Source organism: Planococcus sp. 11815 (genome assembly GCF_051096385.1).
In the GTDB taxonomy this organism is placed as follows: Bacteria; Bacillota; Bacilli; order Bacillales_A; family Planococcaceae; genus Planococcus; species Planococcus citreus.
Genome location: NZ_CP096991.1, coordinates 201,981 through 221,001 on the forward strand (window position 1 = coordinate 201,981; position 19,021 = coordinate 221,001).

At 47.2% G+C, this 19,021-nt stretch carries 25 protein-coding genes and 1 riboswitch; of the genes, 23 read left to right on the plus strand and 2 right to left on the minus strand.

Features of this window, described 5'->3' with window-relative positions; genetic code table 11:
- Positions 1 to 21: 21 nt before the first annotated feature.
- The 19 genes from fliW to flgL all read left to right on the plus strand — a co-directional run bounded on the left by fliW (position 22) and on the right by flgL (position 13,947).
- Positions 22 to 468 carry a flagellar assembly protein FliW gene (gene fliW, locus M1Q06_RS01085; RefSeq protein WP_434401028.1) on the plus strand — a complete coding sequence of 149 codons (447 nt, stop codon included), beginning with the start codon at positions 22 to 24 and terminating at the stop codon, positions 466 to 468.
- A gap of 3 nt (positions 469 to 471) precedes the next feature.
- Complete coding sequence (gene csrA, locus M1Q06_RS01090; RefSeq protein WP_058382099.1) at positions 472 to 693, plus strand: carbon storage regulator CsrA; 222 nt, start codon at positions 472 to 474, stop codon at positions 691 to 693.
- A gap of 118 nt (positions 694 to 811) precedes the next feature.
- Positions 812 to 1,879, plus strand: coding sequence for a hypothetical protein (locus M1Q06_RS01095; protein WP_434401031.1), 1,068 nt, complete (start codon positions 812 to 814; stop codon positions 1,877 to 1,879).
- A 183-nt stretch (positions 1,880 to 2,062) separates the two neighbouring features.
- Positions 2,063 to 3,331, plus strand: a complete 1,269-nt coding sequence (locus M1Q06_RS01100) for a flagellin (RefSeq protein ID WP_434401033.1) — start codon at positions 2,063 to 2,065, stop codon at positions 3,329 to 3,331.
- 355 nt (positions 3,332 to 3,686) lie between these two features.
- On the plus strand, positions 3,687 to 3,788 hold the full coding sequence (locus tag M1Q06_RS01105) for a flagellin (RefSeq protein ID WP_274624516.1): 102 nt from the start codon (positions 3,687 to 3,689) through the stop codon (positions 3,786 to 3,788).
- A gap of 441 nt (positions 3,789 to 4,229) precedes the next feature.
- Entirely contained in the window at positions 4,230 to 4,406 is a 177-nt protein-coding gene (locus tag M1Q06_RS01110; RefSeq protein ID WP_434401035.1) for a YjfB family protein, read from the plus strand.
- Positions 4,407 to 4,601: 195 nt separating this feature from the next.
- Positions 4,602 to 5,321 (plus strand): glucosaminidase domain-containing protein, encoded by a 720-nt coding sequence (locus M1Q06_RS01115; protein WP_434401037.1) that lies wholly within the window; start codon positions 4,602 to 4,604, stop codon positions 5,319 to 5,321.
- Positions 5,322 to 5,446: 125 nt separating this feature from the next.
- Positions 5,447 to 5,791 carry a flagellar protein FlaG gene (flaG, locus tag M1Q06_RS01120; protein ID WP_434401039.1) on the plus strand — a complete coding sequence of 115 codons (345 nt, stop codon included), beginning with the start codon at positions 5,447 to 5,449 and terminating at the stop codon, positions 5,789 to 5,791.
- 18 nt (positions 5,792 to 5,809) lie between these two features.
- Positions 5,810 to 7,339, plus strand: coding sequence for a flagellar filament capping protein FliD (gene fliD / locus M1Q06_RS01125; RefSeq protein ID WP_434401041.1), 1,530 nt, complete (start codon positions 5,810 to 5,812; stop codon positions 7,337 to 7,339).
- Positions 7,339 to 7,719 carry a flagellar protein FliT gene (locus M1Q06_RS01130; RefSeq protein WP_434401043.1) on the plus strand — a complete coding sequence of 127 codons (381 nt, stop codon included), beginning with the start codon at positions 7,339 to 7,341 and terminating at the stop codon, positions 7,717 to 7,719. Before fliD ends, M1Q06_RS01130 begins: the two co-directional genes overlap by 1 nt.
- 15 nt (positions 7,720 to 7,734) lie before the next feature.
- On the plus strand, positions 7,735 to 8,109 hold the full coding sequence (fliS, locus tag M1Q06_RS01135) for a flagellar export chaperone FliS (RefSeq protein WP_211652908.1): 375 nt from the start codon (positions 7,735 to 7,737) through the stop codon (positions 8,107 to 8,109).
- Between the two features lie 396 nt (positions 8,110 to 8,505).
- Positions 8,506 to 9,303, plus strand: coding sequence for a flagellar motor stator protein MotA (motA, locus tag M1Q06_RS01140; protein ID WP_058382093.1), 798 nt, complete (start codon positions 8,506 to 8,508; stop codon positions 9,301 to 9,303).
- On the plus strand, positions 9,293 to 10,066 hold the full coding sequence (gene motB / locus M1Q06_RS01145) for a flagellar motor protein MotB (RefSeq protein WP_434401046.1): 774 nt from the start codon (positions 9,293 to 9,295) through the stop codon (positions 10,064 to 10,066). Before motA ends, motB begins: the two co-directional genes overlap by 11 nt.
- Positions 10,067 to 10,076: 10 nt before the next feature.
- Positions 10,077 to 10,493, plus strand: coding sequence for a flagellar basal body-associated FliL family protein (locus tag M1Q06_RS01150; RefSeq protein ID WP_237150658.1), 417 nt, complete (start codon positions 10,077 to 10,079; stop codon positions 10,491 to 10,493).
- A 118-nt stretch (positions 10,494 to 10,611) separates the two neighbouring features.
- Positions 10,612 to 11,013 (plus strand): hypothetical protein, encoded by a 402-nt coding sequence (locus M1Q06_RS01155; protein WP_434401048.1) that lies wholly within the window; start codon positions 10,612 to 10,614, stop codon positions 11,011 to 11,013.
- 20 nt (positions 11,014 to 11,033) lie between these two features.
- Entirely contained in the window at positions 11,034 to 11,306 is a 273-nt protein-coding gene (gene flgM / locus M1Q06_RS01160; RefSeq protein WP_274842657.1) for a flagellar biosynthesis anti-sigma factor FlgM, read from the plus strand.
- Between the two features lie 40 nt (positions 11,307 to 11,346).
- Complete coding sequence (locus tag M1Q06_RS01165) at positions 11,347 to 11,823, plus strand: flagellar protein FlgN (RefSeq protein ID WP_237150776.1); 477 nt, start codon at positions 11,347 to 11,349, stop codon at positions 11,821 to 11,823.
- Between the two features lie 27 nt (positions 11,824 to 11,850).
- On the plus strand, positions 11,851 to 13,041 hold the full coding sequence (flgK, locus tag M1Q06_RS01170; protein WP_434401050.1) for a flagellar hook-associated protein FlgK: 1,191 nt from the start codon (positions 11,851 to 11,853) through the stop codon (positions 13,039 to 13,041).
- A gap of 24 nt (positions 13,042 to 13,065) precedes the next feature.
- The gene (flgL, locus tag M1Q06_RS01175) at positions 13,066 to 13,947 is read left to right on the plus strand and encodes a flagellar hook-associated protein FlgL (RefSeq protein ID WP_434401051.1); all 882 of its coding nucleotides are present in this window, start codon (positions 13,066 to 13,068) and stop codon (positions 13,945 to 13,947) included.
- A gap of 208 nt (positions 13,948 to 14,155) precedes the next feature.
- Here the strand turns inward: flgL and M1Q06_RS01180 are convergent, their stop codons facing one another.
- Together M1Q06_RS01180 and M1Q06_RS01185 are read right to left on the minus strand one after the other, a co-directional pair.
- Positions 14,156 to 14,968, minus strand: a complete 813-nt coding sequence (locus M1Q06_RS01180; protein ID WP_058382086.1) for a flagellar hook-basal body protein — start codon at positions 14,966 to 14,968, stop codon at positions 14,156 to 14,158.
- 15 nt (positions 14,969 to 14,983) lie between these two features.
- On the minus strand, positions 14,984 to 15,787 hold the full coding sequence (locus M1Q06_RS01185; protein WP_434401052.1) for a flagellar hook-basal body protein: 804 nt from the start codon (positions 15,785 to 15,787) through the stop codon (positions 14,984 to 14,986).
- Between the two features lie 215 nt (positions 15,788 to 16,002).
- A riboswitch (cyclic di-GMP riboswitch) is annotated at positions 16,003 to 16,089 on the plus strand.
- An 82-nt stretch (positions 16,090 to 16,171) separates the two neighbouring features.
- Between M1Q06_RS01185 and flgB the strand changes: the two genes are divergently transcribed.
- The 4 genes from flgB to fliF are packed head-to-tail and all read left to right on the plus strand — an operon-like array spanning position 16,172 to position 19,013.
- Positions 16,172 to 16,564 (plus strand): flagellar basal body rod protein FlgB, encoded by a 393-nt coding sequence (gene flgB / locus M1Q06_RS01190; RefSeq protein ID WP_058382084.1) that lies wholly within the window; start codon positions 16,172 to 16,174, stop codon positions 16,562 to 16,564.
- A gap of 5 nt (positions 16,565 to 16,569) precedes the next feature.
- Positions 16,570 to 17,022 carry a flagellar basal body rod protein FlgC gene (flgC, locus tag M1Q06_RS01195; protein ID WP_434401054.1) on the plus strand — a complete coding sequence of 151 codons (453 nt, stop codon included), beginning with the start codon at positions 16,570 to 16,572 and terminating at the stop codon, positions 17,020 to 17,022.
- Positions 17,023 to 17,047: 25 nt separating this feature from the next.
- Complete coding sequence (fliE, locus tag M1Q06_RS01200) at positions 17,048 to 17,344, plus strand: flagellar hook-basal body complex protein FliE (RefSeq protein ID WP_058382082.1); 297 nt, start codon at positions 17,048 to 17,050, stop codon at positions 17,342 to 17,344.
- Between the two features lie 22 nt (positions 17,345 to 17,366).
- Positions 17,367 to 19,013: a flagellar basal-body MS-ring/collar protein FliF gene (gene fliF / locus M1Q06_RS01205; RefSeq protein WP_434401057.1), complete on the plus strand. Its 1,647-nt coding sequence runs from the start codon at positions 17,367 to 17,369 to the stop codon at positions 19,011 to 19,013.
- Positions 19,014 to 19,021 lie beyond the last annotated feature (8 nt).

The window sequence follows — 19,021 nt, forward strand, 5'->3', positions numbered from 1 at the left end:
CATATAGAAAGGAAGTCAGCCATGAAAATCCAGACAGAACAATTCGGCGAGCTCGAACTCGAAGACAACCGTTTATTGACATTCGAACGCGGCATCCCGGGATTCGAAGACGAAACGACATTCGTCTTACTTCCTGCAGACCCATCAGGCGACTCGCCGTTCTTTTTCCTCCAGTCAACGGAACACGCGGCAATTAGTTTCTTCATGGCGGACCCGTTCGTTTTTTTGCCGGACTACGAAGTGAAGCTCGATGACACTTTGACCGGGCAACTGAAACTAGAAGACCCGTCTGATGGGATCGTCTTAGTGACCGTCACGCCGAACAAACAAATTGGTGACGCGACAGCGAACTTGAAAGCGCCGGTCGTCATCAATAATAAAAAGCAGCTCGGCAAGCAGATCGTCCTTAACAACCCGAACTACCAAGTGAAACATCCGCTGTTCCAACAAGCGGCAAGGCAGGTGTAAGCGATGCTCGTACTCGGACGCAAAGTCGGCGAATCGATCGTCATCGACGACAATATCGAAATCACGGTCACTTCCATCGAAGGCGACCTCATCAAACTGGGCATTTCCGCACCGAAAGAAATTCCGATTCATCGGAAAGAGATTTATTTGGAGATTCAAGAAGAGAACAAGAACGCGGTGTCGAATGTGATTGATATTAGTGATTTTTTGAAAATGAAAAAGTGATTCGAAGTTTTGCACGTAATTGGATGATTTTTAATTTTGAAAATTTTATTAAGAGGTTGATATTGAGATATAAAGTAAAAGAGATTACCAATTAAAAGTGACGGAGGGGAGAGGTATCATGTTTCAAAAAGATATTTTAGTAGCTGTAGACTGTTCTACGTGGCGTGACCCTTCAAAGCCTGTTCCATCCAGTTTAGTGGGAATTAGCGGATATAATACATTTAATTTAGTAGAAGTTCTTCTGAATATCAGCTTTGCAACAAGGCATCCAACAAGAACTGGAATGTCTGTAAACGATTATTGGGCGTTTCTAAGATATATCAACTGTTTCGAGGATAGTAAAGATTTTAAATTAAACAAAGACTGGAAAGATGTGGATGCTCATCAAAAAACTATTCTAAGTGACGATTTTGGAATGGGATTTGCATTATATTATTTAACTAAGAAAATGAATTTATTAACTTTTGTCGATACAACATATTTTCTAAGACACTTGCCATCTCTTTCCACACGTCATAAGAGTAAAAATGGTCCAAGTAAATCACCAGATTTCATTTTAATGGACGAATTCTACAATATTCATTTATTAGAATGTAAAGGTACACAACATTCTTTGAATACATTAACTAAACAAATGAATAATGGTATTCCTCAAAAACGTAATATAAATGATCCTTTCGGTATAATTGATGAAAAATTAGTCACAGGATTATTTATTCCGAACTTTAACTCGTCGAATGCTGCTACTTTTAGAATAATCGATCCAGAATTTGCGTTAGATTTTTCAAAAGTAAGTAAGAAAGAAATTATAGCTTTGAGTCTGCAAGGGCAGATGGCGAAAGAACTGCACTTATTTGGATTAAATTACCTTGCGAATAAGGTTGCAAATTCAGTTGATTTGAATGAAATCAGAATAAATGAAGTTATTGAAGCTATATCCTCACAAGACAACGTTTCTTACCAACAAGAAGGTGCAAGTAAAATGTCAATATTTTGGGAAGTACAGTATAACTTAAGTTTTTTGAGAAAATATGATAACAAGAATATAAAAACTTTGTATGACTTAATAGAGTGGATGAGAGAATCTTCAAATATAAAACCTTCGATGTTAAGTCAAGAAACTGATAAAGGAGCAATTTTTGAGAGTCCTTTTGGATTAACTATATCTGCAGAAAGACAAATGTAATAGGTTGCTGAGAGTCTATTGAACATTTATAGGCTTTTTATTTTGTAAAATAAAAAGAGACATTTTTTTCAAAAAAGCTAAACATTTTAAAATGCATACCGATAAATAGAATGTAAGGCAGTCCAAACGGATTTGGGCGCTTGCAAAAAAAAAACAAAAAACATTACACGGAGGTAATACACAATGATTATCAATCACAACATCGCAGCACTTAACACGCACCGCCAAATGGGCTCAGCTCAAAGCGCACAAATGGACAGCATGGAGAAATTGTCATCAGGACTTCGCATCAACAGCGCGAAAGACGATGCAGCTGGACTTACAATTTCTGAGAAAATGCGTGGACAGATTCGCGGACTAGAACAGGCTTCAACAAACGCACAAGACGGCATCTCGTTGATCCAAACTGCGGAAGGTACATTAAGCGTGACTCAGGATATCCTTCAAAGAATGCGTGAATTGTCAGTACAAGCTGCCAACGATACAAACACTAGTAATGACCGAGAAGAGATTCAAAAAGAGGTTACTCAATTAGTAGAAGAAATAGACAGAATCTCAAGTTCAACAGAATTCAATACTAAAAAGCTACTTAATGGTTCTTCAGGATTAAAAGTGGCAGATGGCACCCAAGTTACAAATGCTAGTGCTGGGCCGAATACCAAACAGGGAACGTACCAAATTGATGCGAATGGGGCCGCGTTAGCTACTTCTGCAACTACAGGAGTTGCGACAGCAGCTACCGCTGATGCAGATGTTGTAGGAGCAGGAACTTTAAATGTTAACGGTGTAGATATTACTGTAGCAGCAACCGATACGTATAAAGATTTAGCTAACAAAATTAACTCGAGTGTATCCGGAGTAGTAGTGGATTTCCAAGGAACTGGTGATACATTCCAAATTCGTAGCGCTGACACCGGGGGTTCTTCATCTTTGAAGGTGACAGAAGGTGCTGATATTATCGCCGGGGTGGATTACACTACTGGTAACGAATTAGATGCTAAGGGTACGAATGCTTCTGGTTTGACAGATGCGAACTTTGGTGCGGGAGCTTCCCTTACGTATAGCGGTAATAAAGTTACTGTAAATGGCGGAGATGCGGACGGCCTTTCATTTACTTTGAAAGATAACGCATCAGATACAAGTGTCACTGTAAATGGTTCTTTGTCATTCCATATTGGAGCGAATGAAAACCAAACAATAAACGTTTCAATTAATGCAATGGACTCAGGTAGCCTAGGCGTTAAAGGTGTCGACGTTACGACGACAACAGGTGCGGAATCGGCTATTACAACAATTAATGATGCTATTGAATTAGTGTCAGGTGAGCGTTCAAAACTTGGTGCTACACAAAACCGCCTCGAACACACAATCAACAACTTGAACACATCTTCTGAAAATATTACAGCTGCGGAATCACGTATCCGCGACGTTGATTATGCCGAAGCCGCGTAAGCGAGCAGAGGTACAGTCGTCCTGATTGGTAACGATCAGAGATTACGACCGGGTGAATTGCTGGAAAGTCCTGATAGCTTTTATTGCCACAACGCAGCTGGAAACGGCAAACGTGATGGCTTGAGAAAATAAAAGATTGGGCAATCAGCAGCCAAGCTCCTGTCTCGAAAGAGTGGAGAAGGTTCAACGACTAGGATAGACCATCTAAGGCGAGAGCTATGATGATGAAATCCGTAGGTGACACAGTGTCCATCAGCACTGGCAGATCCGAAGTGCCCGGCCCCTACTAACACTAGAGGGTGAAGATATAGTCTAGTCATTTATGAAAGTAAATGTTCGCACGATGGCGAAAGAAATGATGGAACAAACAAAGAACTCAATTCTTGCACAAGCATCACAAGCAATGTTGGCTCAATCCAATCAAATGACTCAATCAGTTTTACAACTGTTGAGATAATTGATTTTAGGGCGTCTAACCGGGTAACGGGTTAGAGTATAACTGGGTGAATTGCTGGAACTTCCTAAAGCCCCCTCAACCACAACGTAACTGGAAACGGTCGGCGTGACGGTTTGAAAATGACGGGGATGCACCAATGGATAATCAGCAGCCAAGCTCCTGTGAGGAAACTCTGGAGAAGGTTCAACGACTAGGATAGACCGTCTAAGGCGAAGGCTATGACGATGAAATCCGTAGGGCGGCAAGCGCCGTTCGAAGTGCCCAGCCCCTCGAACATGAGGGTGAAGATATAGTCTATTCTATGATCGAAAGACATAGTGGCAAAGCAAGCCAACCAAGCACCACAGCAAGTTCTTCAATTGCTGCGTTAATTTTAAACACCGAAAGGAGCCTGATTCTAGGCTCCTTTTTTTATAAGCAAGTTCACAAGGAGGAGTTCCTATGGATATCGCCGCTTTATCGATGTCACTCAGCCAGATGAATGTCCGGCAAGAAGCAAGTGTGTTAGTGACCAAGAAAGTGATGGATCAAGCCGAAACGAATAGCGCTAGTGTCGTGAAAATGCTTGAACAATCCGTGCAGCCGCATATTGGCGGATCGGTTGATTTGAAGGGCTAAGCTAGCAAAAGAAATATTTAAAACGGGAGCTTCTATCTTGAAGCTTCTTTTCTACATAGAAGACAGTAAAAAGTCACAGCTTTCATTCTAAATAAAACTAACTTATTTGAAGCCTACCCCCAATCCGCCTATTCTTTTTTCCTGCATCTTCTTGTAAACTAAACGAATAAATGGAAATGGAAGGTGTGGAAGAGTATGATGGGGCCGATCAATTCAAATTGGCTGTTTCAGTCGGCGATGAGTTCGCTTCAGCAGTCGTCAGCAACAAACGGAAGCGGAGCGACGAACAGCCAAATGCCCGGCATGGCGGGAGCGGGGTCGTTTATGATGCTGTTGATGGCAGCGATGATGGAGAATGTCCAGCAAATGCAAACGCCGATGCAACAAGCGCCAGCCGCAAACAACTTGTCGTTTATGTCACCGGCAAGTTCATCGTATAATCCGGCCGTCGCGAATCTGACGATGCAGCATAAAGACGTGGCGACGAGCGCTGCGGATCAAAGCGATCTGAAATTCCGGCCGGTCCAGTTTTTGAAACTCGATGGGCAGCTCGATGGGAAATTGAGCGGCACCGCGGTGCATTTCATTGAAGCCGGCAAGAAATACGATATCGACCCGAACCTTTTGTCTGCGATTGCGGTGCATGAAACCGGAAACGGCTCGTCACGGGCGGCGAATGAGAAAAACAATATCGCCGGCATGATGGGCAAGAACGGGCTGCGCAGCTATGAATCGGTGGCCGACAGCATTTACGACATGGCGCGCAATTTACGCCAGAATTATTTAAACCAAGGCAAGGAAAGCATCGCGCAAATCGGCGCGAAATATGCCCCTGTTGGAGCGGCGAACGATCCGACCGGCCTCAACAACCACTGGACGCAAGGCGTCAGCAAATTTTATACGCAACTCACGTAAGATAAGGCAGGTTCTTTATGGGCTTGTCTTATTTTTTTGATTCTGTACTAAAAAAATCCAGGATTGTGCCGATAATAAGGATAGAGAGCTTTTTAGATCGATTTGAGAAGACGGGGAGTGTTGTCATGGAAGTCACTAATCAATCAATGCCACATCTTCAAGAGGCCAGCAAAATAGATCCAATTGTTGCAAAAGAAACGGGAATCCCTGAAAAACATCAATTCCAAGAACCCGCTCAAGCTATCACGAAAGAAATGGTAACGGATAAAGTCGCCGTCATGAACGAATTTTTAGTGCCAACTGAAACCAATATTAAATTCCAGTTGCACGAACAATTGGAAGTGTATTACGTGCAAGTGATCGATACGAAAACCGATGAAGTGCTGCGGGAGATCCCGAACCGCAAGTTTCTAGACATGTACGCCTCGATGGCCGAAATTACGGGCATGATGATCGATGAAAAACGATAAGACAGGAGTGAACAAGCTATGAGCGCAATGCGAATCGGCGGATTAGCTTCCGGGATGGACACCGACTCCATCGTGAAACAAATGATGCAAATACAGAAAATGCCGTTGGATAAACTGATGCAGCAAAAAGTCTGGACCGAGTGGCAGCAAGAAGCGACACGCGAACAGAACCTTGCGTTCTCGAGTTTGCGCACGAGCGCCAGCAATTTGCGCTTGCAGTCGAGCTTTAATGCCTATAGCGCCGAAGCGACAGGCTCCGGCAGCGCGAAAGTGGCAGCGACCGCCACAGCTATGAATGGAGACTACGAGGTGAAAGTCAATTCGCTTGCGACACCAGCGAAAATGACTTCCGAAGCGCCGATCCAGAAAACAGGCGGTGGCGCAGCAAAATCTACCGACACAATTGGTGTTGCAGGAAGAATTGCTATTCAAGTCGCAGGCGAGGCCGATATCAATATAGATATCGAAGCAACTACGACCTACGCGGATGTGGCGAAAAAGCTTCAAGAAGCAACCGCTGGAAAGCAGCCCGCACTGCGCGTCAATTTCGATGACACGACTTCGCGCTTTTTCATTTCTTCTAAAGAACTCGGCTCAGCGCAGAACTTCACGCTCGCGTTCAAGAATGCGGACGGCACGGCGGACAATACAGACCTCGGCCGCCAGATTACCGGCACCGCCCAAGCGTCGATGGTATCTACAGCCGCAACGGACGGTTCTATCACAATTGACGGCATCACAGTCAATGGACTGACAAGCAATAAGGCGACTGTTAACGGATTGACGGTTCAATTGCTTTCGGTCGATGCAGTAGCAACAGATACAACTCCAGGTACTTCAACAAAAGTTCGTGTACAGTCCGATCCAGAAAAACCGGTACAGATGCTTAAAGATTTTGTAGAAGCGTATAACAAAACGATTGAAGATTTACAAAAACAGATTGTGGAAAAACGCTACCCGGATTTCCAGCCGCTTTCGGATGAACAGAAAAAAGACATGAGCGACAATGAAATTGAATTATGGGAAGAAAAAGCGCGCAGTGGCTTGTTGCGCAATGACCCGATCATGAAATCGGCGCTGCAGGATCTGCGTCGCGAATTCATGGATAAAGTCGGTGGCATTGGAGATGGCAGCATCAATTTATTGTCCCAAATCGGGATCAACACAGGCGATTACCGCGAAGGCGGAAAATTGTTCATCGACGAGGATAAATTGAGGACCGCTCTTTCAGAAAAACCAGATGAAGTAATGAACTTGTTCACGGTCCGCAGTGAAGCGGGCGACGGCATCGGTGCGCGCGTCTATGACAAACTCAACGACATCGTTAAAAACCTGAGCACCCAGGCCGGTAGCCCGGCAAGTGCTGTCGACAATAGCACGATGTCCAAGAAACTGCGCCGCATGGAAACGGAAATCACGCGATGGCAAGACCGTTTGACGAGCATCGAAGACCGTTACTGGAGCCAGTTCACGGCGATGGAAAAAGCGCTCAGCAAAATGAATTCACAAAGCGCTTGGATGCAGCAGAATATGTTCGGAGGCATGTAATGGAAAAAAGAATCGATGGGCTCACCGAATTTTTGGCGCAGACGCAAGCGATTTACGAACAAGCACAATTGATTGATTCAGATATGGATAAAAATGAACTGGCACCGCTCGAACGGCTTCAAGAGTTGTTCGACAGCCGGCAAGAAACAATCGAAGCGCTCGCTGCACAAGGAACGAGCGAATGGTCGGCGGATGAACAAGCAATCATCGCCAAGATCCAGCAGACGGAAATCCAGCTGCAGCCACTCATGCAGACGGTGCACGAACAGTTTGCCGCACAGATGGCCCGGCTCGGACAAGCGCGGAAAGTCTCGGTGCAATATGCCGGCGCTTACCGCCAACCGACGAGCGGCGGCTCATTTATCGACCAACGCAAGTAAGAGAGGGGAACTATAATGGCAACTATCAATCCTTACCAGACCTACCAGCAAAATTCCGTCATGACCGCATCTTCTGAAGAGCTAACCTTGATGCTCTACAACGGCTGCTTGAAATTCATCAAACTCGCAAAAAAAGCGATGCTGGATAAACAGTTTGAAGAAAAGAACAAAAACTTGTTGAAAGCACAGGCCATCATCCAGGAACTGCGCAGCACCTTAAACCCGGACATCGCGCTGTCGAAAGAACTCGAACAGCTTTATGAATATCAAAACAACTCGCTCATGGAAGCGAATATGAAAAACGACGCAGCAGCACTCGACGCTGTACTCGCAGATGTAACAGAACTGCGCAACACCTGGAAGCAAGCCATGGCATTAGCAAAACAATAAGGGATATGTTGGGTTGAATAACTGAGGGAGAAACTTAAAGGAACCGCTTCAGGCGGACGCTTTCCGCGGGCATGGCTTGAGCCTCCTCGGTCGTTTCGCTTCCTGCGGGGTCTCAAGACTCATGCTATTCCCGCAGGAGTCGCCGCCTTCCGCTTTTTATAATTAGCAAAAAAGGATATGGAGCAAAACAGCGCAGACTCCTGGGGGAGCAGAAACGGAGGGGGCTTTCCAACTCAGTTTCGATGAAGTGCCGAAATCCATTCGGGCGCTTAGTCCGAATTAGTTCGGCGCGAGCCCCCCGGAAAGCCAGCTGTTTTGCGGAATATCGCAAACAATGAAATCTCACAGGCTCATTATTCAACTCAACAAATATCCAAAGTGAAATGAGGTATGGACGTGGATAAGACATCTTGGTTAGGCATCATCTTGGGCGTACTTGTGCTCGTCGGCGGCATGGCCTTGAAAGGGTCCAGCCCGGCCGCACTATATAACCCAGCCGCATTGGTCATCATTTTCATGGGCACCGCTGCCTGTATCTTGATCGCCTTTCCGATGGACGAAGTAAAGCGCATCCCGGGGCTGTTCAAAGTGTTGTTCGGTGAACAGAAAACATTGTCGATCAAAGAACTGATCCCGATGTTCACCGGCTGGGCGATGGTCGCAAGAAAAGAAGGCTTGCTCGCCTTGGAAGAGCGTGCAGAAGAAGTGGAGGACCCGTTTTTGCAGCGCGGCTTGAAAATGGTCGTCGATGGCCAATCGCTCGAGCACATCCGTGACTTGATGGAAGAAGACATCGCGGCAATGGAAGACCGCCACGAACTCGGAGCGAAAATATTCACCCAAGCCGGTACATACGCGCCGACGCTCGGCGTGCTTGGAGCGGTTATCGGGCTCGTCGCAGCACTCGGTCATTTGGATGATGTGGCATTGCTCGGAAAATCGATTTCAGCGGCATTTATTGCAACGCTGTTCGGGATTTTCACAGGATACGTCCTGTGGCACCCATTCGCCAATAAATTAAAGCGTAAATCCGAAAAGGAAGCGCGCGTGAAACAAATCATGCTTGAAGGCTTGCTTGCCGTACAAGAAGGCTTGCCTGCACGAACTGTAGAAGAAAAACTTTTGACGTATCTGCCGGCCAAAGACCGTGTGTTAGAAGACGAACAACAGAGTGGTGTTGAAGTTGAAGCGTAAAAAAAAGCACGAGGAACATGTCGACGAATCCTGGCTCATTCCGTATGCCGATATCTTGACGCTGCTCTTGGCACTATTTATCGTGCTGTTTGCGGCAAGCGAAGTCGATGCGAAGAAATTCAAGGCCATTTCCGAATCGTTCAATGTGGAATTGCAAGGAGGCACCGGCCTGCTTGACCAGTCAGCGCCTGTAGAATTGGATACCGACACTTCGCCGTTTGCGATCATTCCAGAAGAAGGCATGACCGAAGAAATGATGGAAGAAGTGGAAGCCGTGCGCGACCGACAGGAACTGAGGGAATTCCAGGAGAAGATCGAATCATATATTGATGAAAAGGGCTTATCGCCGAAACTTCAAACGGAATTGACCGATAAAGGGCTCATGCTGACGATTAATGAAGGGGTCTTGTATCAATCTGGAAGCGCGAATATTGATGAGCAAGCGCGCACCATCGCGAGTGAATTATCGGAGCTGCTCGTCAGCGACCCGCCGCGGATGATCTATATTGAAGGCCATACAGATAACGTGCCGGCAGTTGGCGGCGAGTTTGATTCGAACTGGGAACTCAGTTCAGCGCGTGCCATCAATTTCATGAAGATTTTGCTTGAAAACGGCGACTTGGACCCAAGAAAATTCAGCGCGACCGGCTATAGCGAATATCAGCCGATTGCCGAGAACGATACAAAAGAGGGGCGTGCGCAAAATCGCCGTGTCGAAGTGCTGATTTCTCCTTATAAGGATGAGCCGGAAACCGAAGAGTAAGAGGTGGATGATGAAAAAAGTATTGTTAGTTTTATTGATTGCGGCGCTTTTGGGCGCTGGAGGAGCGGTCTATTTTCTCCTAACGCAAAAAGATGTGGACGCAGATGCACCGCTGACAGCCGATGAAATGGTCGAGCTGAGCATCGACACGGAAGAAATCACAACAAATCTCGCCACGCCGGCATCTTATGCGGTGGTTCAATTCAATATCCTATCAGCAGATAAAAAAATAAAAGAAGAAATGGAAACACGCCACGCGGAAGTCCGTGCAGCGGCAATTGCGACTGTGGCCGGCATGGAAAAAGAACAGCTGGTCGGCACAGAAGGCATCACCTTGCTACAGGATGAAATGACGGCGCAGCTCGAAAACCTGGTCGGCAAAGGAAAAGTCGAACGGGTACTGGTCACGCAGTTCAAAGTGCAATAATGTTTTTTTAAAAAAGCTAAACATTTTTCAAGAATGGCCGATATTAGTAGTATAGATAGTAAATCGAATAGTCCCGGACAACATAGAACTGATTGCGATAAGAAACTAGGTGATCCATTTGACAACCCCGAAACTGGACAATTGCCCCAGCTGCGGAGCGCTCTTTCTGCGTGATCAAATCGCTTGCTGCTTGAAATGCCATCAGGAGAATGAAACGGCATTCAAAAAAGTCTATATGTTTTTGCAAGAACACGAACACCGGAACGCGTCTCTCGAAGATGTCCACTTATTCACGGGCGTCTCTGTCCATAAGATTTCCGAGTTTCTGCGGGAAGGACGGATTTTGACAGGCGATTATCCGAATCTTGGGTATCCGTGCGCCCATTGCAAAGAAATCATCCATCGGCACATGCTCTGTGAAGATTGCCGATTGGATTTCTTGAGAAGCGCCAATGAGATCCTGGCTGAAGATGGCGATTGGACGAACAGCAACCAAGCGCACTGGAGACTGAAGAACTAAAACTAAGAGGTGGTGAAGGAATGAATATTGATAAAACGAATAGTTCTTCCTTTATACAGTCTTATCAAAAGCAAATGCAGGTGACGCCGGCTCAAAAGGCGCGCCCGCTTCAACAGGAAGACCATCTGCAAATTTCAAGTGAGGCGAAGGCGATGTTCGAGAAGAATACGGAAGCGGATATCGCCCGTCAGGAAAAAATACAGCTGCTAAAAGCACAGGTGGCCTCTGGTGAATATCAGGTGGACCAAGACAAGGTAGCTGAGAAAATCCATCAGTACTGGTTTGACAAATGACAGTTGAGCGATGGAAAGAGAGGGAACTCCGGTGTTGAAAATGATGACCGCAACACTTGATGAGCTGATTACCATACAGCATCAGTTGATCCGCTACGCCGAGCGCAAGCAAACGGTTTTGATCGAGCATAAAGTCGATGAGCTGACAGAACTCGTCAAAGAAGAGACACGGCTCATTCGCAGGCTCGGACAACTCGAAGATGAGCGAGAACGCCTGGTGATTGAAGTGCTCGAAGAACATCCAGGGCTCAGCTTCAGCCAGTTCACGGACCAATTGCCCGACGAAACGGCAAAACTTGCGCTGCAGGAACAATTAACGACCTTAAAGCAATTGCTCGTGGAACTGCAAGCGAAAAATCGCCAGAACGAAAAGCTGGTACAGGACTCCGTAGATTTCATTTCAGGCATGATCGGGCATATCACAACACCTGCGAAGCAGCCGTATAATTACCAGCCTCAATCCAGCACCAAGCATACACAGTCAACCAATCGGGGCTTTTTCGATACAAAAGCGTAAAGTCCCGCGAAGAAAGCAGGGGATCACGTGTCAACTTTTCACACTTTGGAAACCGGCAACCGCGGCTTGTCTGCAAGCCAGGCAAGCCTCTCCACGACCGGCCAGAATATCGCGAATGCCAATACGAAAGGCTATTCGCGCCAACAAGTGAATACGAGTTCTTCTGCTTCTCTTGAAGTTTGGACCAATCAAGGATCGGGACAGCTTGGAACCGGGGTTTCCATCGACTCGGTGATGCGCGTGCGTGACCGCTTTCTTGACCAGCAATACCGGGGGCATACAGCAGAATTTGCGGAGTGGCAAACGAAAAGCGATGCACTTGGCAACGTCGAAACGATTCTCGGCGAGCCGGGAGACAATGGCCTCAACGCTTCAATGGGTCGCTTGTGGAGCGCTTGGCAAGACTTGGCAAGCGACCCGTCGAACTCAGCCGTTCAAGCAGTCGTGAAAGAGCGGGCGCAAGCATTTGCGGACGTAGCGAAAACAATTGACCGGTCGATGGGGGATTTGACCGCGGAGTTGAAAGAGCGTACAACGGCTGCAGAGAAAGAAGCCCAGACCTTAATCTCGCGCATTGAAGAATTGAACAAAAATATTATGCGTACAGGCCCGCAGGCAAACAATTTACGTGACGAGCGGGACGCGGCTGTCGATGAACTGTCGCAGTTGATGGACATCAAAGTCACAGAAAAAACAGATGGCGGCTATGCGATTGCATTGGCGTCAAACAATCAGCCAGTGAAAGCCGGTGAACCACTCGACCCTGAGACAGCCGGCGGCAAGCTGGGCGGACTCGCGGAAGCCGCAGCTACAGTCACGAGCTACCGAGAAAATATTAACGTCGCGGTGACAGAATTCGCGGAAGCGAACGGCAATGTTTTTGAAAATACGGCACCAGGTGAATTGAGCGTGGCAAAAGATACCAAGCTCGAACTGCCAAAAGGCCTTGATGAAGACGTGAAAAAAGTACAAGCCGATTTTCGTTCACTAGTGAGCGGCTTAGGTGCAGAAGCACAGAGTGCAGGCTATGCGGTTTCGACGCAGCAGCAATTGATGGTGTCGACCGAAAATCGCCGCCAGTCAGTTGCGGGTGTTTCACTGGATGAGGAAATGTCGAATTTGGTGAAATTCCAGCATGCCTACAATGCTGCAGCCCGATTGGTGTCAACTACCGATGAAATGCTTGATACAATCATAAACCGAATGGCTGCACGTTAAAGCTGATAAACGGAGGACAATCCCATGAGAGTAACCCAACAAATGATGCATCAAAATTCCGTCAACCATATGCAGCAAAATCTCGGGCGCTTTGAGAAAACCAATTTGCAGGCAGCCAGCGGCAAATTGCTTCACAAACCGTCTGACGATCCGCAAGCGGTGGCGAAATCGATGAGCTTAAAAAGCGTCATGTCGGCGAACGATCAATTCGAACGAAATATCGGAGATGCCAATCTGTGGCTGGATGAAAACGATCGTTCCATCCAAGCGATGGTCGATGTCACCCAACGCATCCGCGAGCTCGGTGTTCAAGGCGGGAGCGGGACATTGTCTCCGGAAGATCGCGAATTGATTTTCAAGGAAGTCGGCGTGCTAAATGAGCAATTACGCCAATTTGCCAATTCGGAAGTTGATGGAAGGTATTTGTTCGGAGGCGGCGACGGCACGGTAAAGCCATTTGCGGATGCTGTTTCTTTTGAAGCAGCACCAGCGAACGGGCCACTGAAAACGGTGAAAATCGGCCCGGGGATGCAAATTGAAATCGGCATTTTGCCTCAAACGCTCGTCGGCAATGCAGAAGATCCAAGCAATTTGTTCCGGGTGGTCGGCCAACTTGCTGACAGCATACAAGCTGGCGGGGAAGTCGGACTCGATGGCATTGACGAAGCGATGGAGCGTCTCCTCACAGCAGCTGCTGAAAACGGCGCACGCCAAAATCGCATTGAATCGACCGAAAGCCGTCTGTTGGACGCCAAACTTTCTCTTGGAACTGCGTTATCTTCTATAGAAGATGTAGATTATGCTGAAATACTAATAAAATTAAAAAGTGAAGAAAGCATTTACCAAGCGAGCCTGTCATCATCTGCCAAGATTATGCAGACAAACTTAATGGATTTTCTTCGATAAACGGCGGATGCATGCAGGCATCGGCTGTTTTTTATTTTATAGGAAGAGCTATATAAACTTAGAATTCGATGAAGATCAGGTAGAGAATATGTTTATCCATTAAGTGGCTAGTACTCAAACTTTTGCATAAAAAACCCGCAATTCCAGATAATTCCTGGAAATGCGGGTTTTTTTATTATTATAGTAATCAAACATAAAGTGGAGAATATTAGGATTTCATTGTATTGACCAAGCCCATCATATCATCTGCGAATGAAATGGCGCGCCCTTGTGATTGAAAGAGGCGCTGCGTGGCGATCAGTTCGGTCATTTCACTCGCCATGTCGACGTTTGAAGTTTCCAGCACCGCTTGGGAAATAGGGGAACCCCCCAGCTCCAAGGCGCCGGCGGCAATTTGTTCAGCTTCAGTGCCTGGCAAGCGGTAGCGATTATCGCCTGTTTTTTCCAGAAGGGCGGTCCGGTTAATTTGAGCAGTTCCGAATTGGAACGTTTCAGCTGCTTGGCCGGCATAAGTTGCGGTCACGGTGCCGTTTGATCCGATGCTCAATTCTTCGTATCCCGCTGCAAGCGTGATCGGTGTGCCGTCAGCGCCCAAGACCGAATCGCCGGAAGCGGTGACAAGCGCCAAACGGTCGCTGCCCGCAATTGGCTCGGTTTGGAATGATCCATTTCTAGTGTAAGAAATGCCATCTTCGTTCGAGACGCGGAAATAGCTGTTCGGCGAATCAATCGCAAAGTCCAGTTCGCGACCTGTTTCCTGCATCTGCCCAAGCGAATGGCGGGTGATGCCATCAGACAATAACATCCCACCGCCGATGCGCAGCCCGTCCGGTGTGCTTCTTCCAATTTCGTTGGCAGGACCGGCTTGCTTATTCACGCTGTGAAGCAAGGCGTCCGCAAAATTGGCTTCTTGTTTTTTATAGCCCGTCGTATTGACGTTGGCGACATTATTGGCGATCATATCAATTTTTTTCTGAAGTTCGCGCATCGAGCTGCTTGCCGCATTCATTTGGATGTTCATATGATTGGCTCCTTATCAGACCCGGCCGATTTCATTAACCGCTTTTTCCATGCTGCGGTCATAGGCCTGGATCACTTTTTGGTTGGATTCGAATCCGCGGTAAGCGGTCATCATGTCGGTCATCGTGCGGGTCAAATCGACATTCGATTGTTCGACAAAACCTTGCTTGACGAATCGTTCGGCATCTTCAGCAAGTGCCGGTGCATCCGCATCGTCTCCTGCCCAGGCAAGCAAATTGTGCCCTTGCTTGATCAATTGTTCCGGCTCGTCCGCAGCGCCAATCCAGATGCTTCCGGCACCTACGCCATCCGAACGCGTGAGTTCGCCGTTCGTTTGGACAGAAAATCCGCCATCGCCGACTTGAATCGGCTGGAGGTTGTCGCCGAGCACCCGCTGGCCGAAGCTGGTCGCAAGGAATCCTTGCGCATCGACCGTGAATTGCCCGTTACGCGTATAGCGGATGTCGCCTTGTTCTGTTTCAACCGCAAACAATAACGTGCCGCGTTCCCCGGTTTCGGCATCTAGCGGCAAATTATCGTTGACTAAGGCGAAATCGGTCGCATTCCCCGTTTCGCGTATCGGCCCTTGCAGGAATGAAGGAATCGCTTCTTGAACGTAAACGCCAGTGGAAAGTCGGCCAATCGGCGCAGGCTGATTGGCATTTTGCGCTTTGATCAATTGCTGTGGAAACGAGCGAATAGCCGCTTCATCTGTCTTGAATCCCGGGGTATTGGAATTTGATAGATTATTTGTCAATATTTGTTGATTTCTATTTTGAGACATCATTCCTGAGGTAGCTGTGTATAATCCTCGAAACATATTACCTAGTCACCTTCCTTTTCACAGTCTTTTGGACTATGTATTCTTTGTGGTGTCTTCATTTTAACAGAAAACCGTAGATTAAATGGAAAAAATAGTAGAATTTTTTTATAAAATAAAATAGCCAAAATAAAAAAAGCATGATACTATACCGAGGTAGTAACGACTCAAAATGATTCTAAAAGACGAGTTTAAAGAAAAATATACCCATATCATGACGAAAATAGCAAACTTATACGAAAGTTAAGGACGCAAAGCCACGGGTCTAACTGTCTAAGACACAGGATCGCCGGGTTACCGAAAGATGGTAGATTTGACTCAAATCCGCCTTTTTCAAAGTGGGTTTTTTATTTGGGCAAATTTGGGGACGAGGGGAGAAAAAAGATGAACATCTTTCCATCAAGCATTCAAAAAATGGAGCAGGCATTGTCGACTTCGACATTGAAACAGCGTGTCCATGCCGGAAATATCGCCAATGTCGATACAGCAAATTACAAAAGTAAGCAAGTGAATTTTCAACAGGCGATGGAACAGGCAAGCGCCTCGCAGATGAAGAGCTACCGCACAGATGCACGCCACCTGGAATTCCAAAGTGGGGCGGGGGCAACGCCAGTAACGGTCAACCACAACACGAAAATGACACCGAACGGCAATAATGTCGATATGGATGTTGAAATGGCAGAACTGGCAAAAAACCAATTATGGTATAACGCCGTGACAGAGCGCGTCAACGGCAAGTTTTCCAGCTTGAGTTCAGTCATCAATGGAGGGAGATAACGCTTATGTCTTTATTTAATGGTCTGAATATTAGCGCATCTGGTCTAACCGCCAACCGTTTGCGAATGGATGTTGTGTCTTCGAATATCGCCAACGCCAATACGAACCGTGCAGAGTTGGTCAACGGGGAATGGGTACCTTACCGCCGCAAGACTGTGGAATTATCGACCGCCGGCGCTTCGCCATTCGCTAAGCAATTAACGGCCGCCATGGAAAATAAAGGAGCCGGGGCAGGCGTAAAAGCAAGCGCCATCCGTGAAGACGCTACACCGTTTCCGGTCACTTACGATCCGGAACATCCGGACGCAGATGTTGAAGGATATGTGCGCACGTCGAATGTGGACCCGATCAAGGAAATGGTCGATTTGATGTCGGCGACGCGTTCCTATGAAGCGAATGTCACCGCGATGAATGCCTCGAAAAGCATGTTTATGAAAGCATTGGAAATCGGAAAATAACGAAGTTTAGTTTAGGAGGGGCAGCATGGAGAAAATTGCACAGTTGCAAACACCGTTTCTGCAAAATCAATTCCTGGAAAAAATGCAGCCGGAGCCGCAAGCGACAGGGTTCGGCGATGTCTTCAAGAATGCATTGAAAGAAGTCAGCGCGGCGCAAAATGTATCCGATAAAAAGACGGATCAATTGTTGACGGGCGAAGTGAAAGACGTCCATGAAGTGATGATCGCTTCGCAAAAAGCGAGCCTATCGCTTCAAATGACAATGCAAGTGCGCAATAAAGTGGTGGAAGCGTACCAAGAAGTGATGAGAATGCAAGTATGAAAGAAATTAAGGTGTGCGTTCAATGAAAGAGAAGTTCGAAACCTATAAAACCAAAACAAAAGACTCCTGGGGCAGTTTATCGAAAGCGACCAAATGGCTGATGGCCGCGTCCTTTTTCATCACATTACTTGCCCTAGGGCTTTTTGTTTTCTTCAATAGCCAAACGAATATGTCGCCTTTGTACTCCAATTTGGATCCTGCGGAAGCAGGCGAAATCAAGGCAGCGATCGAAACCCAAGGAATTCCAGTCGAAGTGTCGACGGACGGCTCGACTATCTCCGTCCCGGACGAGCAAGTCGCCAGCTTGAAAGTGAGCCTAGCGGCAGAGGGCTTGCCGAAAAACGGCAATGTCACGTACGGCATATTCAGTGAAAACATGGGGCTTGGGATGACCGACCGCCATTTTGATGTCGTGGAACGTGACGCGATGCAAAACGAACTTGCGTATTTGGTGAAACAAATCGCTGGCGTGACTGATGCCAACGTCATGATTACCTTGCCGAAAGAAAATGTCTGGCTGACCGATGAAGAACAAGTGTCGACCGCATCGATCGTCATCCAAGGCGACGGCACTTTGAATTTGGACCAAAAACAAATCAACGGTTTATACCATTTGGTCAGCAAGTCGGTGCCGAATTTGCCGATGGAACAAATCGTCATTATGGATCAGAACGGACAAGTATTTGAATTGCAAGATACAGGCGCTCCGGACACTAATTTGACGGTCTATCAGCAAAACCGAGAAATCCAGCAAGGCATCGAACAAGATATTCAACGTGAATTGCAGCAGATGCTCGGGCTATTGCTCGGGCAGGACAAAGTCGTTGTTTCCGTTATGGCAAACATCGATTTCACGAAAGAAAAACGCGAAGAGCAATTGGTGGAGCCGGTTGATCTCGAAACGGGCGAAGGCATCGACATCAGCGTCGAGCGGATCGTCGAAACTTATGCAAGTGAAGGGGCGGCGCTGGCAGATGATGCCGGAACCGGGGAAACGGATATTGCCAATTACCCCGCAGCAGACGGCACCGGAACGAGTGAATCCGAACGGACCGAAGAACGCATCAACCGCGAAGTCAACCGCATTAGCCGGCAGATCGAGATGAGCCCTTATGTCATCGACGATATTACGATCAATGTCGGCGTCGAGCCGCCGGTGCCGGACAATCCGGCAAGTTTGACCGAGCAGAACATGACCGATATCCGCAATTTACTCGGGAATACGGTCAGCGCATCGCTCAGCATGAACGAGTTCCAGCCGACGCCGGCAGAACTCGATGACCGCATTTCAATTTTTGCGACAGAATTCCAAGGTCGTCCGAAACTGGCCGAAGAAGAGCCGGTCACGACATTCTGGACAGGCGTTCCGCTTCTTTGGTACGTACTTGCCGGAGTGGCTGTGATCTTGTTGACGGGGATCATTCTCCTTGTAGCCAAGAGACGCAAAAAGCAGCAGGAAGAATTGGCAGCAGAACTTGAGATGGATTATTTCGAGCGGGCGGCTGCGAAAATGCAGCCAGCAGCAAACGCCACCGAACAAGATGGTGGAGTCGATTTGTCTGAATTTAATAATCGGACCAATCCAAAGCGCAAAACCATCGAGAAGCTTGCTAAAGGGCGTCCTGATGATTTCACAAATCTACTGCGCTCATGGATGGCGGATGAGTAGGGGAGAAT

Excerpts from the sequence above, each read along its gene's own strand:
- flgB (WP_058382084.1), top strand. The coding sequence starts at position 16,172 with ATGAACATCTTTCCATCAAGCATTCAAAAAATGGAGCAGGCATTGTCG.
- flaG (WP_434401039.1), top strand. The coding sequence starts at position 5,447 with ATGGAAGTCACTAATCAATCAATGCCACATCTTCAAGAGGCCAGCAAA.
- csrA (WP_058382099.1), top strand. The coding sequence starts at position 472 with ATGCTCGTACTCGGACGCAAAGTCGGCGAATCGATCGTCATCGACGAC.
- M1Q06_RS01150 (WP_237150658.1), top strand. The coding sequence starts at position 10,077 with ATGAAAAAAGTATTGTTAGTTTTATTGATTGCGGCGCTTTTGGGCGCT.
- flgL (WP_434401051.1), top strand. The coding sequence starts at position 13,066 with ATGAGAGTAACCCAACAAATGATGCATCAAAATTCCGTCAACCATATG.
- M1Q06_RS01100 (WP_434401033.1), top strand. The coding sequence starts at position 2,063 with ATGATTATCAATCACAACATCGCAGCACTTAACACGCACCGCCAAATG.
- M1Q06_RS01115 (WP_434401037.1), top strand. The coding sequence starts at position 4,602 with ATGATGGGGCCGATCAATTCAAATTGGCTGTTTCAGTCGGCGATGAGT.
- fliS (WP_211652908.1), top strand. The coding sequence starts at position 7,735 with ATGGCAACTATCAATCCTTACCAGACCTACCAGCAAAATTCCGTCATG.
- flgC (WP_434401054.1), top strand. The coding sequence starts at position 16,570 with ATGTCTTTATTTAATGGTCTGAATATTAGCGCATCTGGTCTAACCGCC.
- M1Q06_RS01165 (WP_237150776.1), top strand. The coding sequence starts at position 11,347 with ATGATGACCGCAACACTTGATGAGCTGATTACCATACAGCATCAGTTG.
- M1Q06_RS01180 (WP_058382086.1), bottom strand. The coding sequence starts at position 14,968 with ATGAACATCCAAATGAATGCGGCAAGCAGCTCGATGCGCGAACTTCAG.
- flgM (WP_274842657.1), top strand. The coding sequence starts at position 11,034 with ATGAATATTGATAAAACGAATAGTTCTTCCTTTATACAGTCTTATCAA.
- fliE (WP_058382082.1), top strand. The coding sequence starts at position 17,048 with ATGGAGAAAATTGCACAGTTGCAAACACCGTTTCTGCAAAATCAATTC.
- fliD (WP_434401041.1), top strand. The coding sequence starts at position 5,810 with ATGAGCGCAATGCGAATCGGCGGATTAGCTTCCGGGATGGACACCGAC.
- M1Q06_RS01105 (WP_274624516.1), top strand. The coding sequence starts at position 3,687 with ATGATGGAACAAACAAAGAACTCAATTCTTGCACAAGCATCACAAGCA.
- M1Q06_RS01185 (WP_434401052.1), bottom strand. The coding sequence starts at position 15,787 with ATGTTTCGAGGATTATACACAGCTACCTCAGGAATGATGTCTCAAAAT.
- M1Q06_RS01095 (WP_434401031.1), top strand. The coding sequence starts at position 812 with ATGTTTCAAAAAGATATTTTAGTAGCTGTAGACTGTTCTACGTGGCGT.
- fliF (WP_434401057.1), top strand. The coding sequence starts at position 17,367 with ATGAAAGAGAAGTTCGAAACCTATAAAACCAAAACAAAAGACTCCTGG.
- M1Q06_RS01110 (WP_434401035.1), top strand. The coding sequence starts at position 4,230 with ATGGATATCGCCGCTTTATCGATGTCACTCAGCCAGATGAATGTCCGG.
- M1Q06_RS01130 (WP_434401043.1), top strand. The coding sequence starts at position 7,339 with ATGGAAAAAAGAATCGATGGGCTCACCGAATTTTTGGCGCAGACGCAA.
- fliW (WP_434401028.1), top strand. The coding sequence starts at position 22 with ATGAAAATCCAGACAGAACAATTCGGCGAGCTCGAACTCGAAGACAAC.